Below are 21,900 nucleotides of genomic sequence, written 5' to 3' on the forward strand. Positions count from 1 at the left end.
CCGGGCCTATTTGCCGCGCGGCGGACGCACCAGGAAGGCGGGGACGTCGTTGCCGAAGCCGACCACGCGACGGTCGTCGTCGTCGCGATCGCGGATCGGCTGGACCCCGCGCACTGGCCGCTCGGGACGTTCGCCGCGCTCAGGACGGTCGCTGACGCGTTCGCTGCGTTCCGGACGGTCGGCGCGTTCAGCACGATCGGGACGTTCGGGGCGAGCCGGACGTTCCGTGCGTTCGGGACGCTCGGTCTCGGCGGCCGGGGCGGCGGCGCGGGGTTCGCGCTCGGCGCGGGGCTCGCGTTCACGGCGCGGGCGGCGCTCGCGGGCGGGACGTTCCTCCGCGACGGCGGCTTCGGGAGCTTCGGCGGCGACAACGGCGGCCTCGACCGGCGCCTCGGCGGCGGCTTCCTCGGTGCGGCGGCCACGGGCGCGCGGCGCCGGACGTTCACTACGGTCGCCACGTTCGGGGCGGTCGCGATCACGGGAGCCACGCTTGCGGTCGCGGTCGCCTTCGCGCTTCACCGTCACGGCGTTCGAATAGTCGAGGTCGAGCTTCTCTTCGTCCGGGGTCGAGCCGATCAGCTTGACGACCTTGTCGAAGCCCTTGTCGTCGCCCGGGGTGACCAGCATGTAGGTGATGCCGGTGCGTCCGGCCCGGCCGGTGCGGCCGATGCGGTGGACGTAGTCGTCGGCGTGGTGCGGGACGTCGTAGTTGAAGACGTGGCTGACGGCCGGGATGTCCAGGCCGCGCGCGGCGACGTCCGAGGCCACCAGGATCTTCAGCGCGCCCGAGCGGAAGTCCGCCAGGGTCTTCGTGCGTTGCGACTGGTCGAGGTCGCCGTGGATGGCGGCGGCGTCGAAGCCGTGCACGCGCAGCGACTTGGCGACGATGTCGACTTCGGTCTTGCGGTTGCAGAACACGATGCCGGTCTCGATCTGGGCCTTCTCGATCAGCGCCCGCAGCGCCAGGCGCTTGGCCTTGGGATCAGAGGAGGGAACCTTGACCAGCAGCTGGGTGATGTTGGCGTTGGTCGTCGCCGGCTTGGCCACCTCGATCCGGACCGGATCCTTGAGGAACTGTTTGGTCAGGCGGGTGATTTCCGGCGGCATGGTCGCCGAGAAGAACAGGGTCTGCTTCTTGGGCGGCGTCATCTTGAAGATGCGCTCGATGTCCGGGATGAAGCCCATGTCCAGCATGCGGTCGGCTTCGTCGACGACCAGGAACTGCACGCCGGTCATCAGGAGCTTGCCGCGCTCGAAGTGGTCGAGCAGGCGGCCGGGGGTGGCGATCAGCACGTCGACGCCGCGGTCCAGCTTCTTCTCCTGGTCGCCGAACGACACGCCACCGATTAGCAGCGCCCATGAGAGCTTGGTGCCCTTGGCGTATTTCTCGAAGCTGGAGGCGACCTGGTCGGCCAGCTCGCGGGTCGGGGCGATGACCAGGGCGCGCGGCATGCGAGCCTTGGCGCGGCCGTTCATCAGCTTGTCGATCAGCGGCAAGGTGAAGGCGGCGGTCTTGCCGGTGCCCGTCTGGGCGATGCCGAGGACGTCCTGGCCCGCCAGGGCGACCGGGATGGCCTGGGCCTGAATGGGGGTCGCGGTGGTATAGCCGGTATCGGCGACCGCCTGCAGGGTCGTGGGCGAAAGCCCGAGGTCGGAAAATTCGGTCATTTACACGCTGGTCTGAAACCCGGAGCCGCCCGTGCTTGGGCGAGCGGGCAGCGCGGATTCGCCAGACCTGCTCCGAAGCTGGGGATAAATAAGCCGAAAGTCGCCAAAGTCAATCTAGGCAAGGTGATAGGCGCACTGGGAGCGTCATGTTGGGTCATCATGGAGTGGCGCGAGCCCTGACGCCGCTCTATATCGGCCGGCACATGACCATCGACCACGACTCCCGCCTAAGGCGCCTTCGTTTCCGCGCCTGGCATCGCGGCTTCCGGGAAGCGGACCTCATTCTGGGCCCGTTCGCGGACGTCCATGGCCCGAACCTGACTCCTGAGCAGATCGACACCCTGGAAACCCTGCTCGAGGAGTCGGATCGCGAGATCTATGCCTGGATCGTCGGTCAGGAGCCGACCCCGGAAAAGTTCGAAACGGACGTGCTGGCGATGATCCGCGCGTTCCGGTTCGACGCGCACGCTTCGCGCCCGGTGGGGGATGGCGCTTAAGAGCATGGCCTACGACGCTAAACAGATCGCCAAGGCCGCCGGCGGCCTGACCCTGGCCGGCGCGCCGGAAGGCTTCGACGCGCTGGTGATGGCCGACATCGCCCGGGCGCGCGGCGGCCTGACCGCCTTCGTGGCCCGCGACACCGCTCGCGCCAACGCCTTCGTCGACGCCTTGAAGTTCTTCGCCCCCGAGATCGAGGCGGTGCTGCTGCCCTCGTGGGACTGCCTGCCTTACGACCGCATCGGCCCGTCCTCGGGCGTCTCGGCCACGCGGATGGCGACCCTGTCGCGCCTGGCCCGGGGCCTGGGCGACAAGAAGCCGGCCATCCTGGTCCTGCCCGCGCCGGCCCTGCTGCAGCGCGTGCCGACCAAGGACGTTCTGCTGCGCGCCAGCTACAGCGCCAAGGTCGGCAATGTCGTCGATATCAAGGATCTGGAGCGCTATTTCGCCGTCAACGGCTATGCCCGCGCCTCCACCGTCTCCGAGCGCGGCGAGTTCGCGATCCGCGGCGGGGTCATCGACGTCTACCCGCCGGCCGCCGAGGAACCGGTGCGCCTCGATCTTTTCGGCGACACCTTGGAGAGTATTCGGGCCTTCGATCCCGAGACCCAGCGCTCGACCAAGCAGCTGAAGGAAATCGACCTGCTACCGGTCAGCGAGGCCCTGCTGGACGCCGAGGGCATCTCGCGCTTCCGCAAGGGCTATGTCGCCGAATTCGGCGCGCCGGGGGATGATCCGCTGTACGCCGCCGTCAGCGAAGGCGGCCGACGCGCCGGTCTCGAGCACTGGCTGCCGCTGTTCTACGAGCGGATGTCGAGCCTGTTCGACTATCTGCCCGCCGGATCGCTGATCGGGGTAGACCACCAGACCACCGAGTCGCGCGACGAGCGCCTGGCCATGATCCTGGACGCCTACGAGGCCCGGGCCAGCGCCGACCGCAAGTCGGCCTATCGCCCGCTGGCGCCGCGGGCCCTGTACCTGACCGCCGCAGAATGGGACCGCGAGCTCACCGAGCGCACCCATCGCCTGTTCACGCCGTTCCAGCCTCAGGGGCTCGATGTCGTCGACATGGGCGCCAAGCTCGGCCGGGTCTTCGCCGCCGAGCGCGCCCAGGACAGCGTCAACCTGTTCGAGGCCACCGCCGACCACGCCAAGGCGCTGGCCGCCGCCGGCAAGCGGGTGCTGTTCGGCTCGTGGTCCGAGGGCTCGTCCGAGCGTCTGGGGACCATGCTGGCCGACCACGGCCTGAAGAAGATCCCCTATGCCGCCTATTGGCAGGCGGCGAAGGCCAATGACCCCAAGGTTCCGCAGCGCGTCGTGCTGCCGTTGGACCACGGCTTCGAGACCGAGAGCCTGGCGGTCATTTCCGAGACCGACATACTGGGCGACCGTCTGGCCCGCCCGCGCAAGAAGCGCCGCGCCGCCAACTTCCTGGCCGAGGCCAGCGCCCTGACGCCGGGCGACCTGGTCGTCCACATCGACCACGGCATCGGCCGCTACGAGGGCCTGAAGACTCTCGACGTCCAGGGCGCGCCGCATGACTGCCTGGACCTGCTCTATGGCGGCGAGGCCAAGCTGTACCTCCCGGTCGAGAACATCGACCTTCTGACCCGCTACGGCGCGTCGGATCCCGAGACCGTACAGCTGGACAAGCTGGGCGGCGCCGCCTGGCAGGGCCGCAAGGCCAAGGCCAAGGAACGCCTGCGGGTCATGGCCGAGGGCCTGATCCAGATCGCCGCCGCCCGCCAGCTAAAGTCCGTCGAGGAAACCGACGCGCCGCAGGGCGTGTTCGACGAGTTCTGCGCCCGCTTCCCCTACGAGGAGACGGACGACCAGCTCAGCGCCATCCACGACGTGCTGGAGGACCTGTCGTCCGGCAAGCCGATGGACCGCCTGATCTGCGGCGACGTCGGCTTCGGCAAGACGGAAGTCGCCCTGCGCGCGGCCTTCGTGGTGGCGATGAGCGGCAAGCAGGTGGCCATCGTCTGCCCGACGACCCTGCTGGCACGCCAGCACTACAAGACCTTCAAGGACCGCTTCCAGGGCTGGCCGGTCAAGGTCACGCGCCTGTCGCGCCTGGTCACCGGCAAGGAAGCCGCCGAGACCCGCGAGGGCCTGGCCAATGGCCAGCTTGAGATCGTGGTCGGCACCCACGCCATCCTGTCCAAGCAGGTGTCGTTCAAGGACCTGGGCCTGGTCATCGTCGACGAGGAGCAGCACTTCGGGGTCAAGCACAAGGAGAAGCTGAAAGAGCTTCGCGCCGACGTGCACATGCTGACCCTGACCGCCACGCCCATCCCGCGCACCCTGCAGATGGCGCTGTCGGGCATCCGCGAGATGTCGATCATCGCCACCCCGCCGGTCGATCGCCTGGCGGTGCGGACCTATATCAGCCCGTTCGACCCGGTGACCCTGCGCGAGGCCCTGCTGCGCGAGAAGTACCGCGGCGGCCAGTCCTACTACGTCGTGCCGCGCATCAAGGACCTGGAGGATATCGAGAAGTTCCTCCGCACCCAGGTGCCCGAGGTGAAGTACGTCGTCGGCCACGGCCAGATGGCCGCCACCCAGCTGGAAGACGTGATGACGGCCTTCTACGAGGGCCAGTACGACGTGCTTCTTGCGACGACGATCGTCGAAAGCGGCCTCGACATCCCGTCGGCCAACACCCTGATCGTCCACCGCGCCGACATGTTCGGCCTGGCCCAGCTCTATCAGATCCGGGGCCGCGTCGGCCGCTCCAAGGCCCGCGCCTATGCCTATCTGACCACGCCGGTCGAGAAGTCGCTGACCTTGTCGGCCGAGAAGCGCCTGCAGGTGCTGCAGTCGCTGGACAGCCTGGGGGCCGGCTTCCAGCTGGCCAGCCACGACCTGGATCAGCGCGGCGGCGGCAACCTGCTGGGCGACGAACAGAGCGGCCACATCAAGGAGATCGGCGTCGAGCTCTACCAGCAGATGCTGGAGGACGCGGTCGCGGAGCTGCGCCAGCGGCAGGGGCAGGAGGCTTTGCTGGAGGACCGGGGTTGGTCGCCGCAGATCAACACCGGCGCGGCTGTGATGATCCCGGACGAGTACGTCCCCGACCTGAACGTGCGCCTGTCGCTCTATCGCCGCCTGTCCGACGCCGAGAAGGCCGCCGACCGCGAAGCCCTGGCCGCCGAGATGATCGACCGCTTCGGCCCGCTGCCGCCCGAAACCGACAGCCTGCTCAAGGTCGTCGCCATCAAGGGCCTGTGCCGCGAAGCCAATGTCGCCAAGATCGATGTCGGGCCCAAGGGCGCGGTGGCCAGCTTCAGGAATGATAGTTACGCCAATCCGCTGGGGCTGATGCAGTACGTCGGCAAGAACAGCCTGATCTGGAAGGTCCGCCCCGACCAGAAGGTCGTCATCAAGGGCGAGTGGGACACCCCGGCCCAGCGTCTCGACGCGGCGGAGAAGATCCTCACCGTGCTGGCCAGGCTGGCCAAGGAGTAGGGCAGGGCGCTGATCCCGTCGGCGCGCGGGTATTGAATCCCTCTCTCATAGAGAGAGGGAGGGGCCCGCGCTGCGGGCGTGGGAGGGTGAGTGGTTTCACCGGTGGCCTCGAAAACCGATATTATTCAACCGCTTACTGGGTCATTGCCCTGTCCGGATAGTTTGTAACCTCTCACCCTCCCATGCTGCGCATGGGTCCCTCCCTGTCTCAAAGAGAGAGGGTTTCATGCGGATTCGACGAGCGTTCGCCACCCCGCGTCCCCGGCTTTAAAACCTGCCGTATTCTCTCTTCACCTTGTCGCGAGGAAAGGGCGCATGGCCAGCGACCGTTGCGGCGACGAGGGGCGATCGAGCGGGCGCGCTCGTCGGCGCGGGGAAACTCCGCAACTGCACCATCCCCGAGGTAGTCGACCCTGGAACACAGAAACGACGGTGGATGCAGGCCGAGGAGAGCGACAGGGGGGCCGAAAGGCTCCTGACCGGGACCAGGCTTCGCGGCCTGGCCCGCCCGTCGGAGGCTTCAAGGGCGTTGGGGTGCGAATAGCATCACGAGGTCACGCTTCCGGATGACGACCGCGCGGAGCGTTGGGCTTCGTCGAAACGGTATTTCTATTTCCAAACTCCGGACGCTGTCCGGCGCTCCGCATCCCTTTCCACACCTTCAGCGGCCAGCCGCGTGAAGCGGCGGAGCCGTGCGTCTACAGCCGCAGCCCGTACAGCCGTCGATCCCGCCGCTCGCCGTCGCGGTGCACCGCGCCCTTCAGGTAGCCCTCGGCCTTGAAGCCCAGCTTGTCCAGCAGGCGCTCGGCGCGGTTGTCGCCGACGTGGATGCTGGCCACCAGGCTCTTGAGGCCGCTGCCGGCGGCGTGGGCCAGGAGGGCGCTGACCGCTTCGGCGCCGAAGCCCTGGCCCCAGCCCTTGCGGTCGATGACGAAGCGAATCTCGGCCCGATCGTGACGCCGGTCGATGTCGACGAATTCGCAATAGCCCAGGTACTGGCCGCCCTGGGTGTGGCGGATGCTCCAGTAGGCGGCGTCGCCGGCGCTCATCTCGTCGACCTGGGCGGCGACGCGGCTGGCCACCTCGTCGGGATCCTCGATCGGCTCCTGGTCGAGGTTGGACATCACCTCGGCGTCGCTGAGGAACGGATAGATCAGGGGCGCGTCGTCGACCGTCAGCGGCGTGAGGGTCAGGCGTTCGGTCTCGAGGATCATGCGATGGAGCGGTCTGGCTTTCGGGGTTGCGTTTGGCGTCGCGCTTCCCAGCTATGGCGCGGAGCGCTCGCTAGTGGTAGAGGGGCCGCTTCGTTTTTAACGCGGCATTTCGCCCGCGCCCGGATCGAGAATACATTCCACATGCTTATCGGCGTCCTGCTGGCCATCAATATCGTCGTCTGCCTCTGTCTGATCGGGGTGGTGCTCATGCAACGCTCCGAAGGCGGCGCGCTGGGCATGGGCGGCGGCAACACCGGTTTCATGACCGCCCGCGGCGCCGGTGACCTGCTGACCCGCATCACCTGGATCCTGTTCTCGGTCTTCCTGCTGATCAGCCTGACCCTGACCATCCTGACGGGGCGCGCCAATACCGGCGGTTCGGTGGCCGACCAGGTCAAGGGCCTGGACGCCAAGACCCTGAACGCGGCCCCGGCCCCCGTGGCGCCGACGCCCGGTTCGCTGAATTCGCTGCCGGCCTCGCCGGATAGCCAGCCGGGCGCCATCCAAGCCCCGACCCCGCAGATCAACACGCCGGCCCCGGCCGCCACGCAGCCCGCGCTGCTGGCTCCGACCCCGTCGGCCCCGAAAGCCGAAGCCAAGAAGCCGGCGGCCAAACCGGCCGCCACGGCGCCCGCTGCGGCAGCCCCGGCCCCGACGGTCGCGGCCCCGCCGGCGGAACAGCCCAAACAACAATAACCGTCCCAGACGGACTTCAACCGACCCCCGAGGGCAACCTCGGGGGTTTAATCTTGTTGATGAACGCAGGTCTTTTTCCGGCGTCGTCGAATCACGGGTAAGCTGATCGCCCATGACGCGGTACATTTTCATCACCGGCGGCGTGGTTTCCTCGCTTGGCAAGGGTTTGGCCTCGGCGGCGCTCGGCGCGCTGCTGCAAGCGCGTGGCTACACGGTTCGCCTTCGGAAGCTCGACCCCTATCTCAACGTCGATCCGGGCACGATGAGCCCGTATCAGCACGGTGAGGTCTTCGTCACCGACGACGGGGCGGAAACCGACCTCGACCTGGGTCACTACGAGCGCTTCACCGGCGTGTCGGCCAAGAAGGCCGACAACATCACGACGGGCCAGATCTACAAGACGATCATCGAGAAGGAGCGCCGCGGCGACTATCTCGGCGCGACCGTCCAGGTGATTCCGCACGTCACCAACGAGATCAAGGACTTCGTCCTGTCGCCGGCCATGGACGAGACGGGCAAGAAGCCGGTCGACTTCGTGCTGGTCGAGATCGGCGGCACGGTCGGCGACATCGAGGGCCTGCCGTTCTTCGAAGCCATCCGCCAGCTGCGCCAGGACCTGCCGCGCGGCCAGAGCTGCTACCTGCACCTGACCCTGCTGCCGTTCATCAAGACGGCCGGCGAGATGAAGACCAAGCCGACCCAGCACTCGGTCAAGGAACTGCGCTCGATCGGCATCCAGCCGGACATCCTGCTGTGCCGTTGCGAGCAGGAGATCCCGGCCGAGGAAAAGCGCAAGATCGCCCAGTTCTGCAATGTCCGCCCCAGCGCGGTCATCCAGGCGATGGACTCCTCGTCCATCTACGCCGTGCCGATCGATTATCACGAGCAAGGCCTGGACGCCGAAGTCCTCGACGTCTTCGGCATGCAGGACGCGCCAGAGCCGGACTTGGCGCGGTGGAAGACCATCGACGACACCGTCCAGCATCCCGACGGCGAGGTCACCATCGCCGTCGTCGGCAAGTACACGGTGCTCAAGGACGCCTACAAGTCGCTGATCGAGGCGCTGCACCACGGCGGCCTGGCCAACAAGGTCAAGGTCAACCTGGACTGGGTCGAGAGCGAGACCTTCGAGGGCGACGAGGGCGCGGCCGCGGCCCGCCTGGAGAACGCCCACGCCATCATGGTGCCCGGCGGCTTCGGCGAGCGGGGCGCGGAGGGCAAGATCCGCGCGGCCCAGTTCGCCCGGGAGCGCAAGGTGCCGTACTTCGGCATCTGCTTCGGCATGCAGATGGCGGTCATCGAGACCCTGCGGAACGTCGCCGGCATCAAGGACGCCAGTTCGTCCGAGTTCGGCCCCACCGAGCGTCCCGTGGTCGGCATCATGACCGAGTGGATCAAGGGCAACGAGACCGTCCAGCGTCGCGCCAACGACGACCTGGGCGGCACCATGCGCCTGGGGGCCTACGACGCCGTCCTGACCTCGGGATCGAAGGTCGCCGAGATCTATGGCTCGACCGAGATCAGCGAGCGCCACAGGCACCGCTACGAGGTCAATATCGGCTACGCCCACCTGATGGAGGACGCCGGCCTAAAACTGACCGGCCGCTCGCCCAACGGCGTGCTGCCCGAGATCGTCGAGCGGGACGACCATCCGTGGTTCATCGGGGTGCAGTATCACCCGGAGCTGAAGAGCCGTCCGTTCGCCCCGCACCCACTTTTCGCCAGCTTCATCGCCGCGGCCAAGGAGCATGGTCGACTAGTCTGAAGCACGGTGTTGCATCCCCGAAGAGATTCGGGCATAAGCGCGCCCTCACGCGGCGACCTGGGCACCCCCGAGTCGCCGCTCTCGATTTTCACGCTCAACGAGCAGAGTCACTTCGATGGCCGTTCCTAAAAGAAAAACTTCGCCTTCTCGCCGGAACATGCGCCGGTCGCACCACGCCCTGGGCGCTAACTCGTTCATCGAGGACAAGGACACCGGCGAGCTGCGCCGTCCGCACCATGTCGATCTGAAGACCGGCATGTACAACGGCAAGCAGATCCTGACGCCGAAGGAAGACTAAGGTCTCCTTTCGTCATTGACGATTTCGGAAACGCCGCTTGGTTCGCCCGGGCGGCGTTTTTCGTCGTATTTTTGTCGTACGCGTAAAAAACGGTGTTAGCCTTCCGAGCTGGGAGGTACGCCCATGCTCACACGCCGAAATATCACGGCGGGACTGGGGATTTCGGGACTAGGGCTTTCTGGGGCCGCGTCGTCCGTCAGGGCCGAGGCCAACACTCCCGTGTCCGTCACTCAGACCCTGCCGCCAGCGACCGCGCCGACGCCGCCGGACGATGGCGTGCTGATCCTGGACGCCTCGCTGGACGATGACGACCGACTCACCGTCGACGTCGAGATCAACGGGCAGGGGCCTTTCAACTTCGTGGTGGACACCGGCGCCGGACGCAGCGTGCTGACGCCGGCCGTGGCCGAGAAGCTGAACCTACCGCCCGGTCCCCAGATCCTTATTCACGGCATCTCCAGCGCTATCACAAGTCCCACGGCGCGGATCGACAGCATGAAGGCCGGCGAAGCCCGCATGGGCGCGGCTGTCCTTCCCGTGCTGCCCTACGAAAGGGTCGGAGCGGACGGCCTGTTGGGCGTCGACATCCTGGACCGGCGCAACGTCGTCATGGACTTCCGCAAACGGCAGATCCTGATCCGCCGCAGCCAGTTCTTCTCGGAGATGACCCGCAGGGCGGACGAGATTTCGGTGCCGGCCGACGCCCGCTTCGGACGCCTGACCCTGACCGACGCCCGGATTTCCGGCACGCGCTCGGTGGCCTTCATCGATTCCGGCGGCGGCGTCTCGATCGGCAATCTGGCGCTCCAGCGAGCGATCGCCGCCAAGCGTCGTCGCACGTCGGACATCGTCAAGCCGGCGCGCCTGTTGACGGCCGGCGGCGAGGTCTATCTGGGCGAGTTCCGCGTCGTGCCGTCGATCACCATGGGCAATCTGCAGCTGACCAACATCCCCATGGCCTTCGCCGACGTGCACATCTTCGACGTCTGGTCGCTGAACGACCGGCCGGCGGCCTTGCTGGGCGTGGACGTGCTGAAGCTGTTCGCCAAGGTCGAGCTGGACTTCGGCTCCGACCGCGTCCTGTTCAAGCTGGGGCAGAAGAGCGGGCTGACGCCGATCTACAACGTCTGAGCTCAGCTTCCGACTTCGTGACCGGTGATCAGTCGCTCGCCGAAAGGGAAGTCAAGTTGCGCCCGAAGCGCATGGCGGCTAAAGCCACCGCGCCTTTTGGCCTCTAGGAGCAGCTCATGACCGAGATCGTCGACATCATCGCCCGCGAAATTCTCGACAGCCGGGGCAACCCGACCGTCGAAGTCGACGTGATCCTGGACGACGGCGCGTTTGGTCGCGCCGCGGTGCCGTCGGGCGCCTCGACCGGCGCTCACGAAGCCAACGAGAAGCGCGATGGTGACAAGGCCCGCTACGGTGGCAAGGGCGTCCTGCAGGCCGTGGACGCCGTCAATGGCGAGATCTTCGACGCCCTGTCGGGCGTGGACGCCGAGGACCAGCGCCGCGTCGACAACCTGCTGATCGAGCTGGACGGCACGCCGAACAAGTCGCGCCTGGGCGCCAACGCCATCCTGGGCGTCTCGCTGGCGACCGCCAAGGCCGCCGCCGAGTCGGCCGGCCAGCCGCTCTACAAGTACGTCGGCGGCGTGAACGCCCGCGTGCTGCCGACCCCGATGATGAACATCATCAACGGCGGCGCCCACGCCGACAACCCGATCGACATCCAGGAATTCATGATCCTGCCGACCGGCGCCCCGAGCTTCCGTGAAAGCCTGCGCATGGGCGCCGAGATCTTCCACGCCCTGAAGAAGGCCCTGAACGACGCCGGCCACAATACCAACGTCGGCGACGAGGGAGGCTTCGCCCCGAACCTGGCGTCGGCCGAAGCCGCGCTGGACTTCATCGTCAAGGCTGGCGAGAAGGCGGGGTACAAGGCCGGCGAGGACTTCGTCCTGGGCCTGGACGTCGCCTCGACCGAGTTCTTCAAGAACGGCAAGTACGAGCTGGAAGGCGAGGGCAAGTCGCTCGACCCGGCCCAGATGGTCGACTACCTGGCCGGCCTGGCCTCGAAGTTCCCGATCCTGTCAATCGAGGACGGCATGGCCGAGGACGACTTCGACGGCTGGAAGCTGCTGACCGACACCCTGGGCAAGCAGGTCCAACTGGTCGGCGACGACTTGTTCGTGACCAACCCCAAGCGCCTGCGGATGGGCCTGGACATGGGTCTGGCCAATTCGATCCTGGTGAAGGTCAACCAGATCGGCACGCTGTCGGAAACCATCGACGCCGTCGATCTGGCGCACCGCCACGGCTACACCAGCGTCATGAGCCACCGCTCGGGCGAAACCGAGGACAGCACGATCGCCGACCTGGCCGTCGCCCTGAACTGCGGTCAGATCAAGACCGGCTCGCTGGCCCGCTCGGACCGCACCGCCAAGTACAACCAGCTGCTGCGTATCGAGGAGATGCTGGACGATCAGGGCGTCTACGCCGCTCGCGCGGCGCTGAAGGGCCGCTAGGTCCTTCCAGATCGCTGAAACGGGTGAAGGCGCGGCTTCCAAAAGGAGCCGCGCCATTTACTTTTCGGGTGCGATTCTCGCCGCCGGACCGAACGACGAACGCGTTCCCTCGGTCCGCGATCGCGTTAACCCACAAATTTTCTAAAAGCACGACGGTGGTTTCAAACGAGACCATTTTTCGGCTGTTCGCGGTCGCGAAATGGCTTCGGCGGCGCAGTATCTAGATGCGCGTGAAACGATCTCACGTGAAAGCATCGTTCGCCTGACTGGCGAACTACCAAAGACCCTGCTCAATGCCTGGATTTAGAAGGCGTTAAGCACGGTCGGCGATCCTACGAATCCCTCTCTAGGGCCCTGAGATGTTCGCCCGACTGCAACCCTTCCTGCCGACCGCGGCGATCTTTTTCCTGATTTTCTACTTCGCCTTTCATGCTCTGACAGGTGATCGAGGCCTGCTGTCCATTTCGCAGCGCAATGCGGACCTCGCAGCAAAAACAAAGGAACTCAGGAAGATACGCGCGGAGAGGATGGACCTTGAGGCCCGTGCTCGTCTATTACGCAACGGCAGTCTGTCGGCTGATCTCCTGGAAGAGCGCGCGCGTTCCCTTCTAGGATATGCCGACCCGAGGGACTATGTGATCCGGGTCAAGCGTCCGAGCTGACGGGTCGCCTATTCTTGGAATCGGCTGTCGGTCAGCTCGTGGATCACCCGGTCCCGGATTGATCTTGGCGAGACACCAGGGCGCTCCCCACGCGGAACCGACGTTTTTTCGGCGGGTGGCGCTCTTAGGACGAAGGCCGCGATGAAGATTGGCCAGGGAGATTTGAATGGCGCGTACGCGCAAGGCTGAGGCCTCAGAGGGGAAGGCGGTAGACACCGGTGTCAACGCCTTCGTCGGCAAAGACGAACTCCTGAAATTCTATCAGGACATGCTGCTGATCCGCCGTTTCGAGGAGCGCGCCGGCCAGCTGTACGGCATGGGCCTGATCGGCGGCTTCTGCCACCTGTACATCGGTCAGGAAGCCATCGCGGTCGGCATGCAGTCGATCTCGCAACAAGGCGACCAGATCATCACGGGTTACCGTGACCACGGCCACATGTTGGCCGCAGGCATGGATCCCCGCGAAGTCATGGCCGAGCTGACCGGCCGCGCCGGCGGTTCGTCCAAGGGCAAAGGTGGGTCGATGCACATGTTCGACGTCGCCACCGGCTTCTACGGCGGCCACGGCATCGTCGGCGCCCAGGTGGCGCTCGGCACCGGCCTGGCGCTGGCCAACCACTACAAGGGCAATGGCAATGTCTCGTACGCCTATATGGGCGACGGCGCGGCTAACCAGGGCCAGGTCTACGAGAGCTTCAACATGGCCCAGCTGTGGAAGCTGCCGGTCGTGTACGTGATCGAGAACAACCAGTACGCCATGGGCACCAGCGTCGAGCGCGCCGCCTCGGAAACCGCGTTCCACAAGCGCGGTACCTCGTTCCGCATTCCGGGCGAGGAAGTCGACGGCATGGACGTCGTCGCCGTGCGTGAAGCCGGCGCCCGCGCCACCGAGCACGCCCGCAGCGGCCAGGGCCCGTACATCCTCGAGATGAAGACCTACCGCTATCGCGGCCACTCGATGTCGGACCCGGCCAAGTACCGCACCAAGGAAGAGGTCGACGAGGTCAAGACGACCCGCGACCCGATCGACCACATCAAGGAACGTCTGGCCGCGGCCGGCGTCACCGAGGACGACCTGAAGAGCGTCGACGCGGACGTGAAGCGCATCGTCGCCGAGGCCGCCGAGTTCGCTCGCACGAGCCCCGAGCCTGATCCCTCGGAACTGTATACCGACGTCTACCTGGAGGCCGCCGAGTGACGGACATCCTGATGCCCGCGCTTTCCCCCACGATGGAGGAAGGCACCCTGGCCAAGTGGCTCGTCAAGGAAGGCGACACCATCAAGGCCGGCGACGTGATCGCCGAGATCGAGACCGACAAGGCGACCATGGAAGTCGAAGCCGTGGACGAGGGCGTGGTGGAAGCCATCCTGGTCCCGGCCGGCAGCGAGAACGTCAAGGTCAACACCCTGATCGCGCGCCTGAAGGGCGAGGGCGAAGCCTCGGCTCCGGCCGCTCCGGCCGCTACCCCCGCCGCTGAAGCCGCCCCGGCTGCGGTCGCGGCCGCTCCCTCTGGCGGCCCGATCTCGGCCGCCTCGACCTTCGCCGATCCGGAAATCCCGGCCGGCACGCCGATGAAGAAGATCACGGTTCGCGACGCCCTGCGCGACGCCATGGCCGAGGAGATGCGCAAGGATGACCGCGTTTTCCTGATGGGCGAGGAAGTCGCCCAGTATCAGGGGGCTTACAAGGTCAGCCGCGAGCTGCTGCAAGAGTTTGGCGACAAGCGCGTCATCGACACCCCGATCACCGAGCACGGCTTCGCCGGCATGGGCGTCGGCGCGGCGATGGCCGGCCTGAAGCCGATCGTCGAGTTCATGACCTGGAACTTCGCCATGCAGGCGATCGACCACATCATCAACTCGGCCGCCAAGACGCTCTACATGTCGGGCGGTCAGATCAAGTCGTCGATCGTGTTCCGCGGCCCGAACGGGGCGGCCTCGCGCGTCGGCGCCCAGCACAGCCAGGACTACGCCGCCTGGTACGGCAACGTTCCCGGTCTCAAGGTCATCGCGCCCTACGACGCGGCAGACGCCAAGGGCCTGCTGAAGGCCGCGATCCGCGATCCGAACCCGGTCGTCTTCCTCGAACACGAGATGATGTACGGCCACGAGTTCGATATCCCGGACGTCGAGGACTGGGTCGTGCCGATCGGCAAGGCCAAGGTCCGTCGCGAAGGCTCGGATGTTACGCTGGTCGCCTACAGCCGCATGGTGGGCTTCGCCCTGAAGGCGGCCGAGGAACTGGAGAAGGAAGGCATTTCGGCGGAGGTCGTCGACCTGCGCACGATCCGTCCGATGGACCACGCCACGGTCCTGGAAAGCGTCAAGAAGACCAACCGTCTGGTCACGGTCGAGGAAGGCTGGGGCCCGATGGGCGTCGGTGCCGAGATCGTCGCGCGCATCACCGAGTTCGGCTTCGACTATCTGGACGCCCCGCCGCTGCGGGTCTGCCAGGAAGACGTGCCGCTGCCTTACGCGGCCAACCTGGAAGCCCTGTCGCTGCCTTCGGTCGAGAAGATCGTCAAGGCGGCCAAGGCGGTCAGCTACCGCTAAGAACGGCGCGGCTCTTGCTCCAGACGGGCAGGGGCCGCATCGTCCTGGCCAACGAATTCATCCCGCTTCAAGCGGGGTATCGCGGACGGCGACCCAGTACACCGTGGGCCGACATAGTCCCGAACGATTGAGGAAAAAGCTCAATGTCGATCGACATCCTGATGCCCGCCCTGTCGCCCACCATGGAGGAGGGAACCCTCGCCAAGTGGCACGTCAAGGTTGGCGACACCGTCAAGGCCGGCGACGTGATCGCCGAGATCGAGACCGACAAGGCGACGATGGAAGTCGAAGCTGTCGATGAAGGCGTGATCGAAGCCATCCTGGTCGACGCCGGGACCGAGAACGTCAAGGTCAACGCCCTGATCGCCAAGCTGGCGGGCGAGGGCGAAAGCCCCGCGCCGGCGCCCAAGGCGGAAGCGCCCAAAGCGGCAGCCGCCGCTCCGGTCCCGACCTCGGCCGCTCCGGCTCCCGCCGCGCCCGCGCCGGCCGCTCCGGTCGCCGCTGACGGCTCGCGCGTCTTCGCCTCGCCGCTGGCCCGCCGCCTGGCTTCGGCCGCCGGCCTGGACCTGAAGGGCATCAAGGGCACCGGCCCGCACGGCCGCGTGGTCAAGACCGACGTGGAAGCCGCCAAGTCTGGCGCCCCGGCCGCCAAGGCTGCTCCGAGCGCGACGCCTACCGCCGCCGCTCCTGTCGCCGCTGAGCCGCGCAAGGTCCAGTCGCTGGAGCAGATGGGCATTCCCGCCGGCTCCTACGACCTCGTTCCGCTTGACGGCATGCGCAAGACGATCGCGCGCCGGCTGACGGAAAGCTTCCGTGACGTGCCGCACTTCCCGCTGACGATCGATCTGGAGATCGACGCCCTGCTGGCCGCGCGCGCCAAGATCAACCACCTGCTGGAAGGCCAGGGCGTGAAGGTGTCGGTCAACGACATCATCATCAAGGCTGCGGCCGTGGCTCTGAAGCGCGTGCCGGAAGCCAACGCCTCCTACACGCCGGAAGGCATCGCCATGCACAAGCATGCCGACATCGCCGTGGCCGTGGCCATCGATGGCGGCCTGATCACCCCGATCGTCCGCGCCGCAGAGACAAAGGGCCTGGCCCAGATCTCGGCCGAGGTGAAGGATCTGGCCGCCCGCGCCAAGTCCAAGAAGCTGAAGCCCGAGGAATTCCAGGGCGGAACCTTCTCGGTCAGCAACCTCGGCATGTTCGGCATCAAGGCCTTCGCCTCGATCATCAATGAGCCGCAGGGCGCGATCATGAGCGTCGGGGCCGGCGAGCAGCGTCCGGTGGTCAAGGACGGCCAGCTGGCCGTGGCCACCGTGATGACCGTGACCCTGACCTGCGATCACCGCGTGGTCGACGGGGCCATCGGCGCCAAGTTCCTGGCGGCCTTCAAGCCGCTGATCGAAGAGCCGCTGACCCTGATCGTCTGATCCGGTCGCGGTAAGGGGACGGCTATGTCGGTCTACGACTATTCGGCCAAGACGCTGGACGGCCAGGACGTGAGCCTTGCCGACTATCGCGGCCAGGTGCTGCTGATCGTGAACACCGCCAGCAAGTGCGGGTTCACACCTCAGTACGAAGGCCTCGAGGCGCTCTACAAGACCCACAAGGATCGTGGTTTCACGGTCCTGGCCTTTCCCTGCAACCAGTTCGGCGCTCAAGAGCCGGGTAACGCCGAGGAGATCGCGAACTTCTGCTCGCTGACCTACGACGTGACCTTCCCGGTGATGAGCAAGATCGACGTCAACGGCGCCGACGCCCACCCGCTCTACCGCTACCTCAAGAAGGCGCAGAAGGGCCTGCTGGGCACCGAGGCGATCAAGTGGAACTTCACCAAGTTCCTGATCGGCAAGGACGGCGAGGTCGTCGAGCGGTTCGCGCCGACCGTGAAGCCCGAAGACCTCAAGGTCGCGGTCGAGGCGCTGCTGTAGTTTCCCCCGGATCGGCTCGCTGGCCGATCGATCTAGGCCGTCCGGCTTCCCACGGACGACGTCCAAGCTAGGGTTAGATGAACATGTCCACGGAATTCGATGTCGTCGTCATCGGCGCCGGTCCTGGCGGCTATGTGGCCGCGATCCGCGCCAGCCAACTGGGTCTGAAGACGGCGATCGTCGAGCGCGAGAACCTGGGCGGCATCTGCCTGAACTGGGGCTGCATCCCCACCAAGGCCCTGCTGAAGTCGGGCGAGATCTTCGAGCAGCTGTCGCATCTGGACAGCTACGGTCTGTCGGTCGAAAAGCCGGCCTTCGACTTTACCAAGATCATCGAGCGTTCGCGCGGCGTGGCCAAGACCATGTCGGGCGGCATCGCCTTCCTGATGAAGAAGCACAAGATCGAGGTCATCGAAGGCGAGGCCAAGCTTGAGAAGGGCGATCCCGCGCCCAAGCTGGTCATCGCCCTGAAGGCCGGCGGCAGCCGCACGGTCCAGGCCAAGAACGTCATCCTGGCCAGCGGCGCCCGCGCGCGCGAGATCCCGGCGATCGGCGCGGTCTCGGACGGCGACAAGATCTGGACCTATCGCGACGCCCTGGCGCCAAAGACCATGCCCAAGTCGCTGGTCGTGATCGGCTCGGGCGCCATCGGCATCGAGTTCGCCAGCTTCTACCGGGCTCTCGGCGCCGAGGTGACCGTCGTCGAGGCCCTGGACCGCATCATGCCGGTCGAGGACGTCGAGGTCTCCAAGGCCGCCCAGAAGGCGTTCGAGAAGCGCGGCATCAAGTTCCGCATCGGCGCCAAGGTCAGCAAGGTCGAGAAGACCAAGGATGGCGTCTCGGTCACCGTCGACGTCGGCGGCAAGATCGAGCAGCTGACGGCCGAGAAGTGCATCGTCGCCGTCGGCATCGCGCCGAACAGCGAAGGCCTGGACGCCGTCGGCCTGAACCTGGACCGCGGCCACGCGGTCACCGACAAGCATGGCAAGACCAACGTCCCGGGGCTCTACGCCATCGGCGATATCGCCGGCGCGCCCTGGCTCGCCCACAAGGCCAGCCACGAGGGCATCCACGCCGCCGAGGCCATCGCCGGCTACAAGACCCCGAACGTCCACTCGCCGATCCCAGGCTGCACCTATGCCAACCCGCAGGTCGCCTCGGTCGGCTATACCGAGGCCGGCGCCAAGGCGGCGGGCATTGAGGTCAAGGCCGGTCGCTTCCCCTTCAAGGTCAACGGCAAGGCCGTCGCCGCGGGCGAGACCGAAGGCTTCGTGAAGACCGTGTTCGACGCCAAGACCGGCGCCCTGATCGGCGCCCACATGATCGGCCACGAAGTGACCGAGATGATCCAGGGCTTCGTCACGGCCATCACCCTGGAGGCCACCGAGGAAGACCTGCACGGCATCGTCTACGCCCATCCGACCATGTCGGAAGCCATGCACGAGGCTGCTCTGGACGCCTACGGACGAGTCCTGCACATCTAGGCCTCGCTTGAGGACATTGGATGGCGCGCAAGGCCGCGACGACAACGGATGACGCTCCGGACAAGGTGAAGCCGGCCAAGGCTCGGAAGGGATCGAAGACGACCCTTTCCGAGGCCAATCTGGTCGACCTCGGTCCAGAGCGCCTTGCCACCATCCTGCTCGACCTCTCCAGCGACAGCCACGTCAAGCGCGTGCTGCGGCTGGAGCTGTTCGCCGAGTCGAACACCGAGGGCTTGGCGCTGGAGATCTCCAAGCGCCTGACCGCGATCGGCAAGTCGTCGTCCCGCATCAACTGGCGCAAGCGCGCGGCCTTCGCCAGGGACCTCGACCTGCATCGCGGGATGATCGAGCGGCTGGCGCAGGACGACGCCACCGCGGCGCTCGACTTGATGCTGGACCTGCTGGATCTGGCGACGCCGACCCTGGATCGCCTCAGTCAGGCCGAGGGTCCGATCGGCGACGTGTTCCTGGCCGCGCGCGACGGGGTCGGCGCGATCGCCGCCGGGGCCATGCCGGACCCTATTGTCCTCGCCGACCGTATCGTAAACTTGCTGCGCCGCGACGACTACGCCCAGTTCGGACCCGTGGTGAACGCGCTGGGACCCTTGCTCGGCCAGAAGGGGCAGGCCCACCTCCGCGAGACGCTGGAGAAGCTGCTGGCCGCGCGCACCATCCGCGACGCCCGCAGCGGGATCTACAAGGACGCCCTGCGCCGCTTGGCCGACGCCAGTGGCGACGTCGACGCTTTCGAGGCCACCTTCGCGCCGGAGCTTCGCCGCACGCCCTTGGTCTCGGCCGAGATCGCGCGTCGCTTGCTGGAGGCCGGCCGCGCCGAGGACGCGCTGGCGACCCTGCATGCTGGCGCCCCCAGCGATCAGCGCGGCCGTCACCAGAGCTCCTTGGAGGAACGGTCGGCCTGGGAAGAGGCGATGCTCGACGCGCTGGAGGCAACGGGTCACCACGACGAGGCCCAGAAACGCCGCTGGGCGGAGTTCGAGCGCACCCTGTCCATCCCGCGCCTTCGGACCTACCTGAAGGGCCTGCCGGACTTCGACGACGTGGAGGCCGAGGATCAGGCCAAGGCTGTCGCCAAGCGCTTCCCTCAGTTCGACAGGGCGCTGGCGTTCCTGGTCTCCTGGCCCGACCTGATGGCCGCCTCGCGCCTGGTGCTGGCCCGCGCCGGCGAGATCAACGGCGCCGACGACACCTTGATGGCCGAGGCGGCGCGCCGCCTGGAAGGCGCCTACCCGATGGCCGCGACGCTGCTGCTGCGCGGTTCGATCCAGTACGTCCTGACTTACGGCGTAGCGGCCCGCTACGCGGAGGCGGCGCGTCAGCTACTGGAAGCGGAGTCGCTGTCTGCGATGATCGGCGATTACGGCGAGTATCCCGATCACCAGGCCTTCGTGGCCGACCTGCGCGCCATGCACGGCCGCAAGCAGGGCTTCCGCGCGGAGCTCGAAGCCCTCGGCGGCGTGTTCTAGGAAGCGCTTCAAGACCTGAAGACAGGAAGGTTCCGGCGAAGCCTGATCCGCTTCGCCGGATTTGACCTAGGCGGCGCGCGCGTCGGTCTCGGCCATCCTCTGGATGGCGACATAGTCGGTCTTGCCGCTGCCCAGCACCGGCACTTCCTGCACCTTGAGGATCTTGCGCGGCACGGCCAGTTCGGGCGCGCCAATCGTCTGGGCGTGGGCGACAAGCGACGCCACGGCGGCGTCGGGACGGTCGGTGACCAGAACCAGCTTCTCGCCCTTCTTCTTGTCGGGCATCGAGATCACGGCGTGGCGGCCGTCGGGCCACACGGCGGAGGCCAGGTCCTCGGCGGCGGTCAAGGAGACCATTTCGCCGCCGATCTTGGCGAAGCGCTTCACGCGGCCCTTGATGGTGATCCACAGGTCATCGGTGACGGTGACGACGTCGCCCGTGTCGTGCCAGCCGCCCTGGGGCGCATCGACTCCGCCATCCTCGCGCAGGTAGCCGGCCATGATGTTGGGGCCGCGCACCAGCAGGTTGCCGCCCTCGGGAATGCCCTCGACGGGCTCGATCTTCCATTCCTGGCCCGGCAGCAGGCCGCCGACCGTCCCCCGGCGATTGTCGTTGGGCTTGTTGACCGCGATCACCGGCGAAGCCTCGGTCGCGCCATAGCCTTCCAGCACCGGCACGCCGCCGAATTTCTCGGCGATCAGGTTATGCGTCTCTTCGCGCACCTTCTCGGCGCCGCAGACGATGAACTTCAGGCCCGACATCTCGTCGGGTTCGGCGGAGCGGGCGTACTGGTTGACGAAGGTGTCCGTCGCCAACAGCACCGAGGCGCCGACGTCCTTCATCAGCGGCGGGATCTGCTTGGTATGCAGCGGCGAGGGGTACTGGAACGCCTTCATGCCGGTCATCAGCGGCAGGATCACCCCAGCGGTCAGGCCGAAGCAGTGGAAGACCGGCAGCGGGTTAAAGAACACCCAGGCCGGATCCAGCGCGATGTGGGCGGCGATCTGCTGAGCGTTCGACACCAGGTTGGCCTGGGTCAACACCACGCCGCGCGGCGCGCCGAAGCTGCCCGAGGTGAACAGCACGACGCCCTTGTCAGACGGCTTGGCCTGGGCGCGGAACTGGCGCGGGAAGAGGCCGGCGGCGGCCGCGAACAGCTTGTCGCCCAAGCCGATCGTGCCGCGCACGTCTTCCAGATAGGTGACCTCGGCATGCTCGCCGATCGCATCGACGATGTCGTGCAGCTTGCCCAACTCGATGAACTTGTGGGCCGTCAGCACGCGCTTGATCTTGGCCAGCTTGCAGGCGGCCTTGATGTTCCGCAGACCCGCCGTGAAGTTCAGCATCGTCGGCACGCGACCGAAGGCGTGCAGGGCGAAGAAGGTCACGACGGACCCCGAACCCGACGGCAACAGTACGCCGACGTGCTCGCCTGGCGCGGTCATGGACGCGATCTTGCGACCAAGCGCGAAGCTCGCCCGGATCAGGTCCGTGTAGCTGAGCGGATTGCGATCCTGGTCCTCCAGGATCGGTTTCTTGGCGCCATACTTGTCGCGGGCGTCGATAAGGGCGTCAAAGATGGCCTTTTCGCCAGCTTGCGCGTCGTAAGCTACCGCCATACCGGCGAAACCTCCCCGTAGAGCG

General features: G+C 66.7%; 17 protein-coding genes. 14 read left to right on the forward strand and 3 right to left on the reverse strand.

The window, feature by feature from the left end; genetic code table 11:
- Nucleotides 1–6 precede the first annotated feature (6 nt).
- Nucleotides 7–1,668, reverse strand: a complete 1,662-nt coding sequence (locus ACW175_RS11515) for a DEAD/DEAH box helicase (RefSeq protein WP_492104596.1) — start codon at nucleotides 1,666–1,668, stop codon at nucleotides 7–9.
- Nucleotides 1,669–1,871: 203 nt separating this feature from the next.
- Between ACW175_RS11515 and ACW175_RS11520 the strand changes: the two genes are divergently transcribed.
- The gene (locus tag ACW175_RS11520; RefSeq protein WP_492104949.1) at nucleotides 1,872–2,165 is read left to right on the forward strand and encodes an FAD assembly factor SdhE; all 294 of its coding nucleotides are present in this window, start codon (nucleotides 1,872–1,874) and stop codon (nucleotides 2,163–2,165) included.
- Nucleotides 2,166–2,169: 4 nt separating this feature from the next.
- Nucleotides 2,170–5,637 carry a transcription-repair coupling factor gene (gene mfd, locus ACW175_RS11525; protein WP_492104597.1) on the forward strand — a complete coding sequence of 1,156 codons (3,468 nt, stop codon included), beginning with the start codon at nucleotides 2,170–2,172 and terminating at the stop codon, nucleotides 5,635–5,637.
- A gap of 698 nt (nucleotides 5,638–6,335) precedes the next feature.
- On the opposite strand, the gene ACW175_RS11530 is transcribed toward mfd, so the two are convergent.
- A complete protein-coding gene (locus tag ACW175_RS11530) occupies nucleotides 6,336–6,851 on the reverse strand; it encodes a GNAT family N-acetyltransferase (protein WP_099577774.1) in 516 nt (171 codons plus the stop codon).
- 141 nt (nucleotides 6,852–6,992) lie between these two features.
- Between ACW175_RS11530 and secG the strand changes: the two genes are divergently transcribed.
- From secG to ACW175_RS11590, 12 genes are all read left to right on the forward strand, one after another.
- Nucleotides 6,993–7,547 carry a preprotein translocase subunit SecG gene (gene secG / locus ACW175_RS11535; protein ID WP_492104598.1) on the forward strand — a complete coding sequence of 185 codons (555 nt, stop codon included), beginning with the start codon at nucleotides 6,993–6,995 and terminating at the stop codon, nucleotides 7,545–7,547.
- 112 nt (nucleotides 7,548–7,659) lie between these two features.
- The gene (gene pyrG / locus ACW175_RS11540; protein ID WP_492104599.1) at nucleotides 7,660–9,312 is read left to right on the forward strand and encodes a CTP synthase; all 1,653 of its coding nucleotides are present in this window, start codon (nucleotides 7,660–7,662) and stop codon (nucleotides 9,310–9,312) included.
- A gap of 115 nt (nucleotides 9,313–9,427) precedes the next feature.
- Entirely contained in the window at nucleotides 9,428–9,610 is a 183-nt protein-coding gene (rpmF, locus tag ACW175_RS11545; RefSeq protein ID WP_010919589.1) for a 50S ribosomal protein L32, read from the forward strand.
- 219 nt (nucleotides 9,611–9,829) lie between these two features.
- Nucleotides 9,830–10,741, forward strand: coding sequence for an aspartyl protease family protein (locus ACW175_RS11550; protein ID WP_492104600.1), 912 nt, complete (start codon nucleotides 9,830–9,832; stop codon nucleotides 10,739–10,741).
- Between the two features lie 116 nt (nucleotides 10,742–10,857).
- On the forward strand, nucleotides 10,858–12,138 hold the full coding sequence (eno, locus tag ACW175_RS11555; RefSeq protein WP_492104601.1) for a phosphopyruvate hydratase: 1,281 nt from the start codon (nucleotides 10,858–10,860) through the stop codon (nucleotides 12,136–12,138).
- A gap of 359 nt (nucleotides 12,139–12,497) precedes the next feature.
- On the forward strand, nucleotides 12,498–12,800 hold the full coding sequence (locus tag ACW175_RS11560) for an FtsB family cell division protein (RefSeq protein WP_099577786.1): 303 nt from the start codon (nucleotides 12,498–12,500) through the stop codon (nucleotides 12,798–12,800).
- 166 nt (nucleotides 12,801–12,966) lie between these two features.
- Nucleotides 12,967–13,998, forward strand: coding sequence for a pyruvate dehydrogenase (acetyl-transferring) E1 component subunit alpha (gene pdhA, locus ACW175_RS11565; RefSeq protein WP_492104602.1), 1,032 nt, complete (start codon nucleotides 12,967–12,969; stop codon nucleotides 13,996–13,998).
- Complete coding sequence (locus ACW175_RS11570; protein WP_492104603.1) at nucleotides 13,995–15,353, forward strand: pyruvate dehydrogenase complex E1 component subunit beta; 1,359 nt, start codon at nucleotides 13,995–13,997, stop codon at nucleotides 15,351–15,353. The genes pdhA and ACW175_RS11570 overlap by 4 nt, the downstream gene beginning before the upstream one ends.
- A 143-nt stretch (nucleotides 15,354–15,496) precedes the next feature.
- Entirely contained in the window at nucleotides 15,497–16,786 is a 1,290-nt protein-coding gene (locus tag ACW175_RS11575) for a pyruvate dehydrogenase complex dihydrolipoamide acetyltransferase (protein ID WP_492104604.1), read from the forward strand.
- A gap of 24 nt (nucleotides 16,787–16,810) precedes the next feature.
- A complete protein-coding gene (locus tag ACW175_RS11580) occupies nucleotides 16,811–17,287 on the forward strand; it encodes a glutathione peroxidase (RefSeq protein ID WP_492104605.1) in 477 nt (158 codons plus the stop codon).
- 83 nt (nucleotides 17,288–17,370) lie between these two features.
- Nucleotides 17,371–18,771: a dihydrolipoyl dehydrogenase gene (lpdA, locus tag ACW175_RS11585; protein WP_492104606.1), complete on the forward strand. Its 1,401-nt coding sequence runs from the start codon at nucleotides 17,371–17,373 to the stop codon at nucleotides 18,769–18,771.
- 20 nt (nucleotides 18,772–18,791) lie between these two features.
- Complete coding sequence (locus tag ACW175_RS11590) at nucleotides 18,792–20,255, forward strand: DUF6880 family protein (RefSeq protein ID WP_492104607.1); 1,464 nt, start codon at nucleotides 18,792–18,794, stop codon at nucleotides 20,253–20,255.
- Nucleotides 20,256–20,321: 66 nt separating this feature from the next.
- On the opposite strand, the gene ACW175_RS11595 is transcribed toward ACW175_RS11590, so the two are convergent.
- On the reverse strand, nucleotides 20,322–21,875 hold the full coding sequence (locus ACW175_RS11595) for an AMP-binding protein (RefSeq protein ID WP_492104608.1): 1,554 nt from the start codon (nucleotides 21,873–21,875) through the stop codon (nucleotides 20,322–20,324).
- Nucleotides 21,876–21,900: the final 25 nt, after the last annotated feature.

The organism is Caulobacter sp. FV1ye6ST (assembly GCF_058681225.1).

Coding starts and splice junctions, on each gene's coding strand:
- ACW175_RS11580 (WP_492104605.1), top strand. CDS start 16,811: ATGTCGGTCTACGACTATTCGGCCAAGACGCTGGACGGCCAGGACGTG.
- ACW175_RS11595 (WP_492104608.1), bottom strand. CDS start 21,875: ATGGCGGTAGCTTACGACGCGCAAGCTGGCGAAAAGGCCATCTTTGAC.
- pyrG (WP_492104599.1), top strand. CDS start 7,660: ATGACGCGGTACATTTTCATCACCGGCGGCGTGGTTTCCTCGCTTGGC.
- ACW175_RS11530 (WP_099577774.1), bottom strand. CDS start 6,851: ATGATCCTCGAGACCGAACGCCTGACCCTCACGCCGCTGACGGTCGAC.
- rpmF (WP_010919589.1), top strand. CDS start 9,428: ATGGCCGTTCCTAAAAGAAAAACTTCGCCTTCTCGCCGGAACATGCGC.
- ACW175_RS11520 (WP_492104949.1), top strand. CDS start 1,872: ATGACCATCGACCACGACTCCCGCCTAAGGCGCCTTCGTTTCCGCGCC.
- ACW175_RS11515 (WP_492104596.1), bottom strand. CDS start 1,668: ATGACCGAATTTTCCGACCTCGGGCTTTCGCCCACGACCCTGCAGGCG.
- eno (WP_492104601.1), top strand. CDS start 10,858: ATGACCGAGATCGTCGACATCATCGCCCGCGAAATTCTCGACAGCCGG.
- mfd (WP_492104597.1), top strand. CDS start 2,170: ATGGCCTACGACGCTAAACAGATCGCCAAGGCCGCCGGCGGCCTGACC.
- pdhA (WP_492104602.1), top strand. CDS start 12,967: ATGGCGCGTACGCGCAAGGCTGAGGCCTCAGAGGGGAAGGCGGTAGAC.
- ACW175_RS11590 (WP_492104607.1), top strand. CDS start 18,792: ATGGCGCGCAAGGCCGCGACGACAACGGATGACGCTCCGGACAAGGTG.
- secG (WP_492104598.1), top strand. CDS start 6,993: ATGCTTATCGGCGTCCTGCTGGCCATCAATATCGTCGTCTGCCTCTGT.
- ACW175_RS11575 (WP_492104604.1), top strand. CDS start 15,497: ATGTCGATCGACATCCTGATGCCCGCCCTGTCGCCCACCATGGAGGAG.
- ACW175_RS11560 (WP_099577786.1), top strand. CDS start 12,498: ATGTTCGCCCGACTGCAACCCTTCCTGCCGACCGCGGCGATCTTTTTC.
- lpdA (WP_492104606.1), top strand. CDS start 17,371: ATGTCCACGGAATTCGATGTCGTCGTCATCGGCGCCGGTCCTGGCGGC.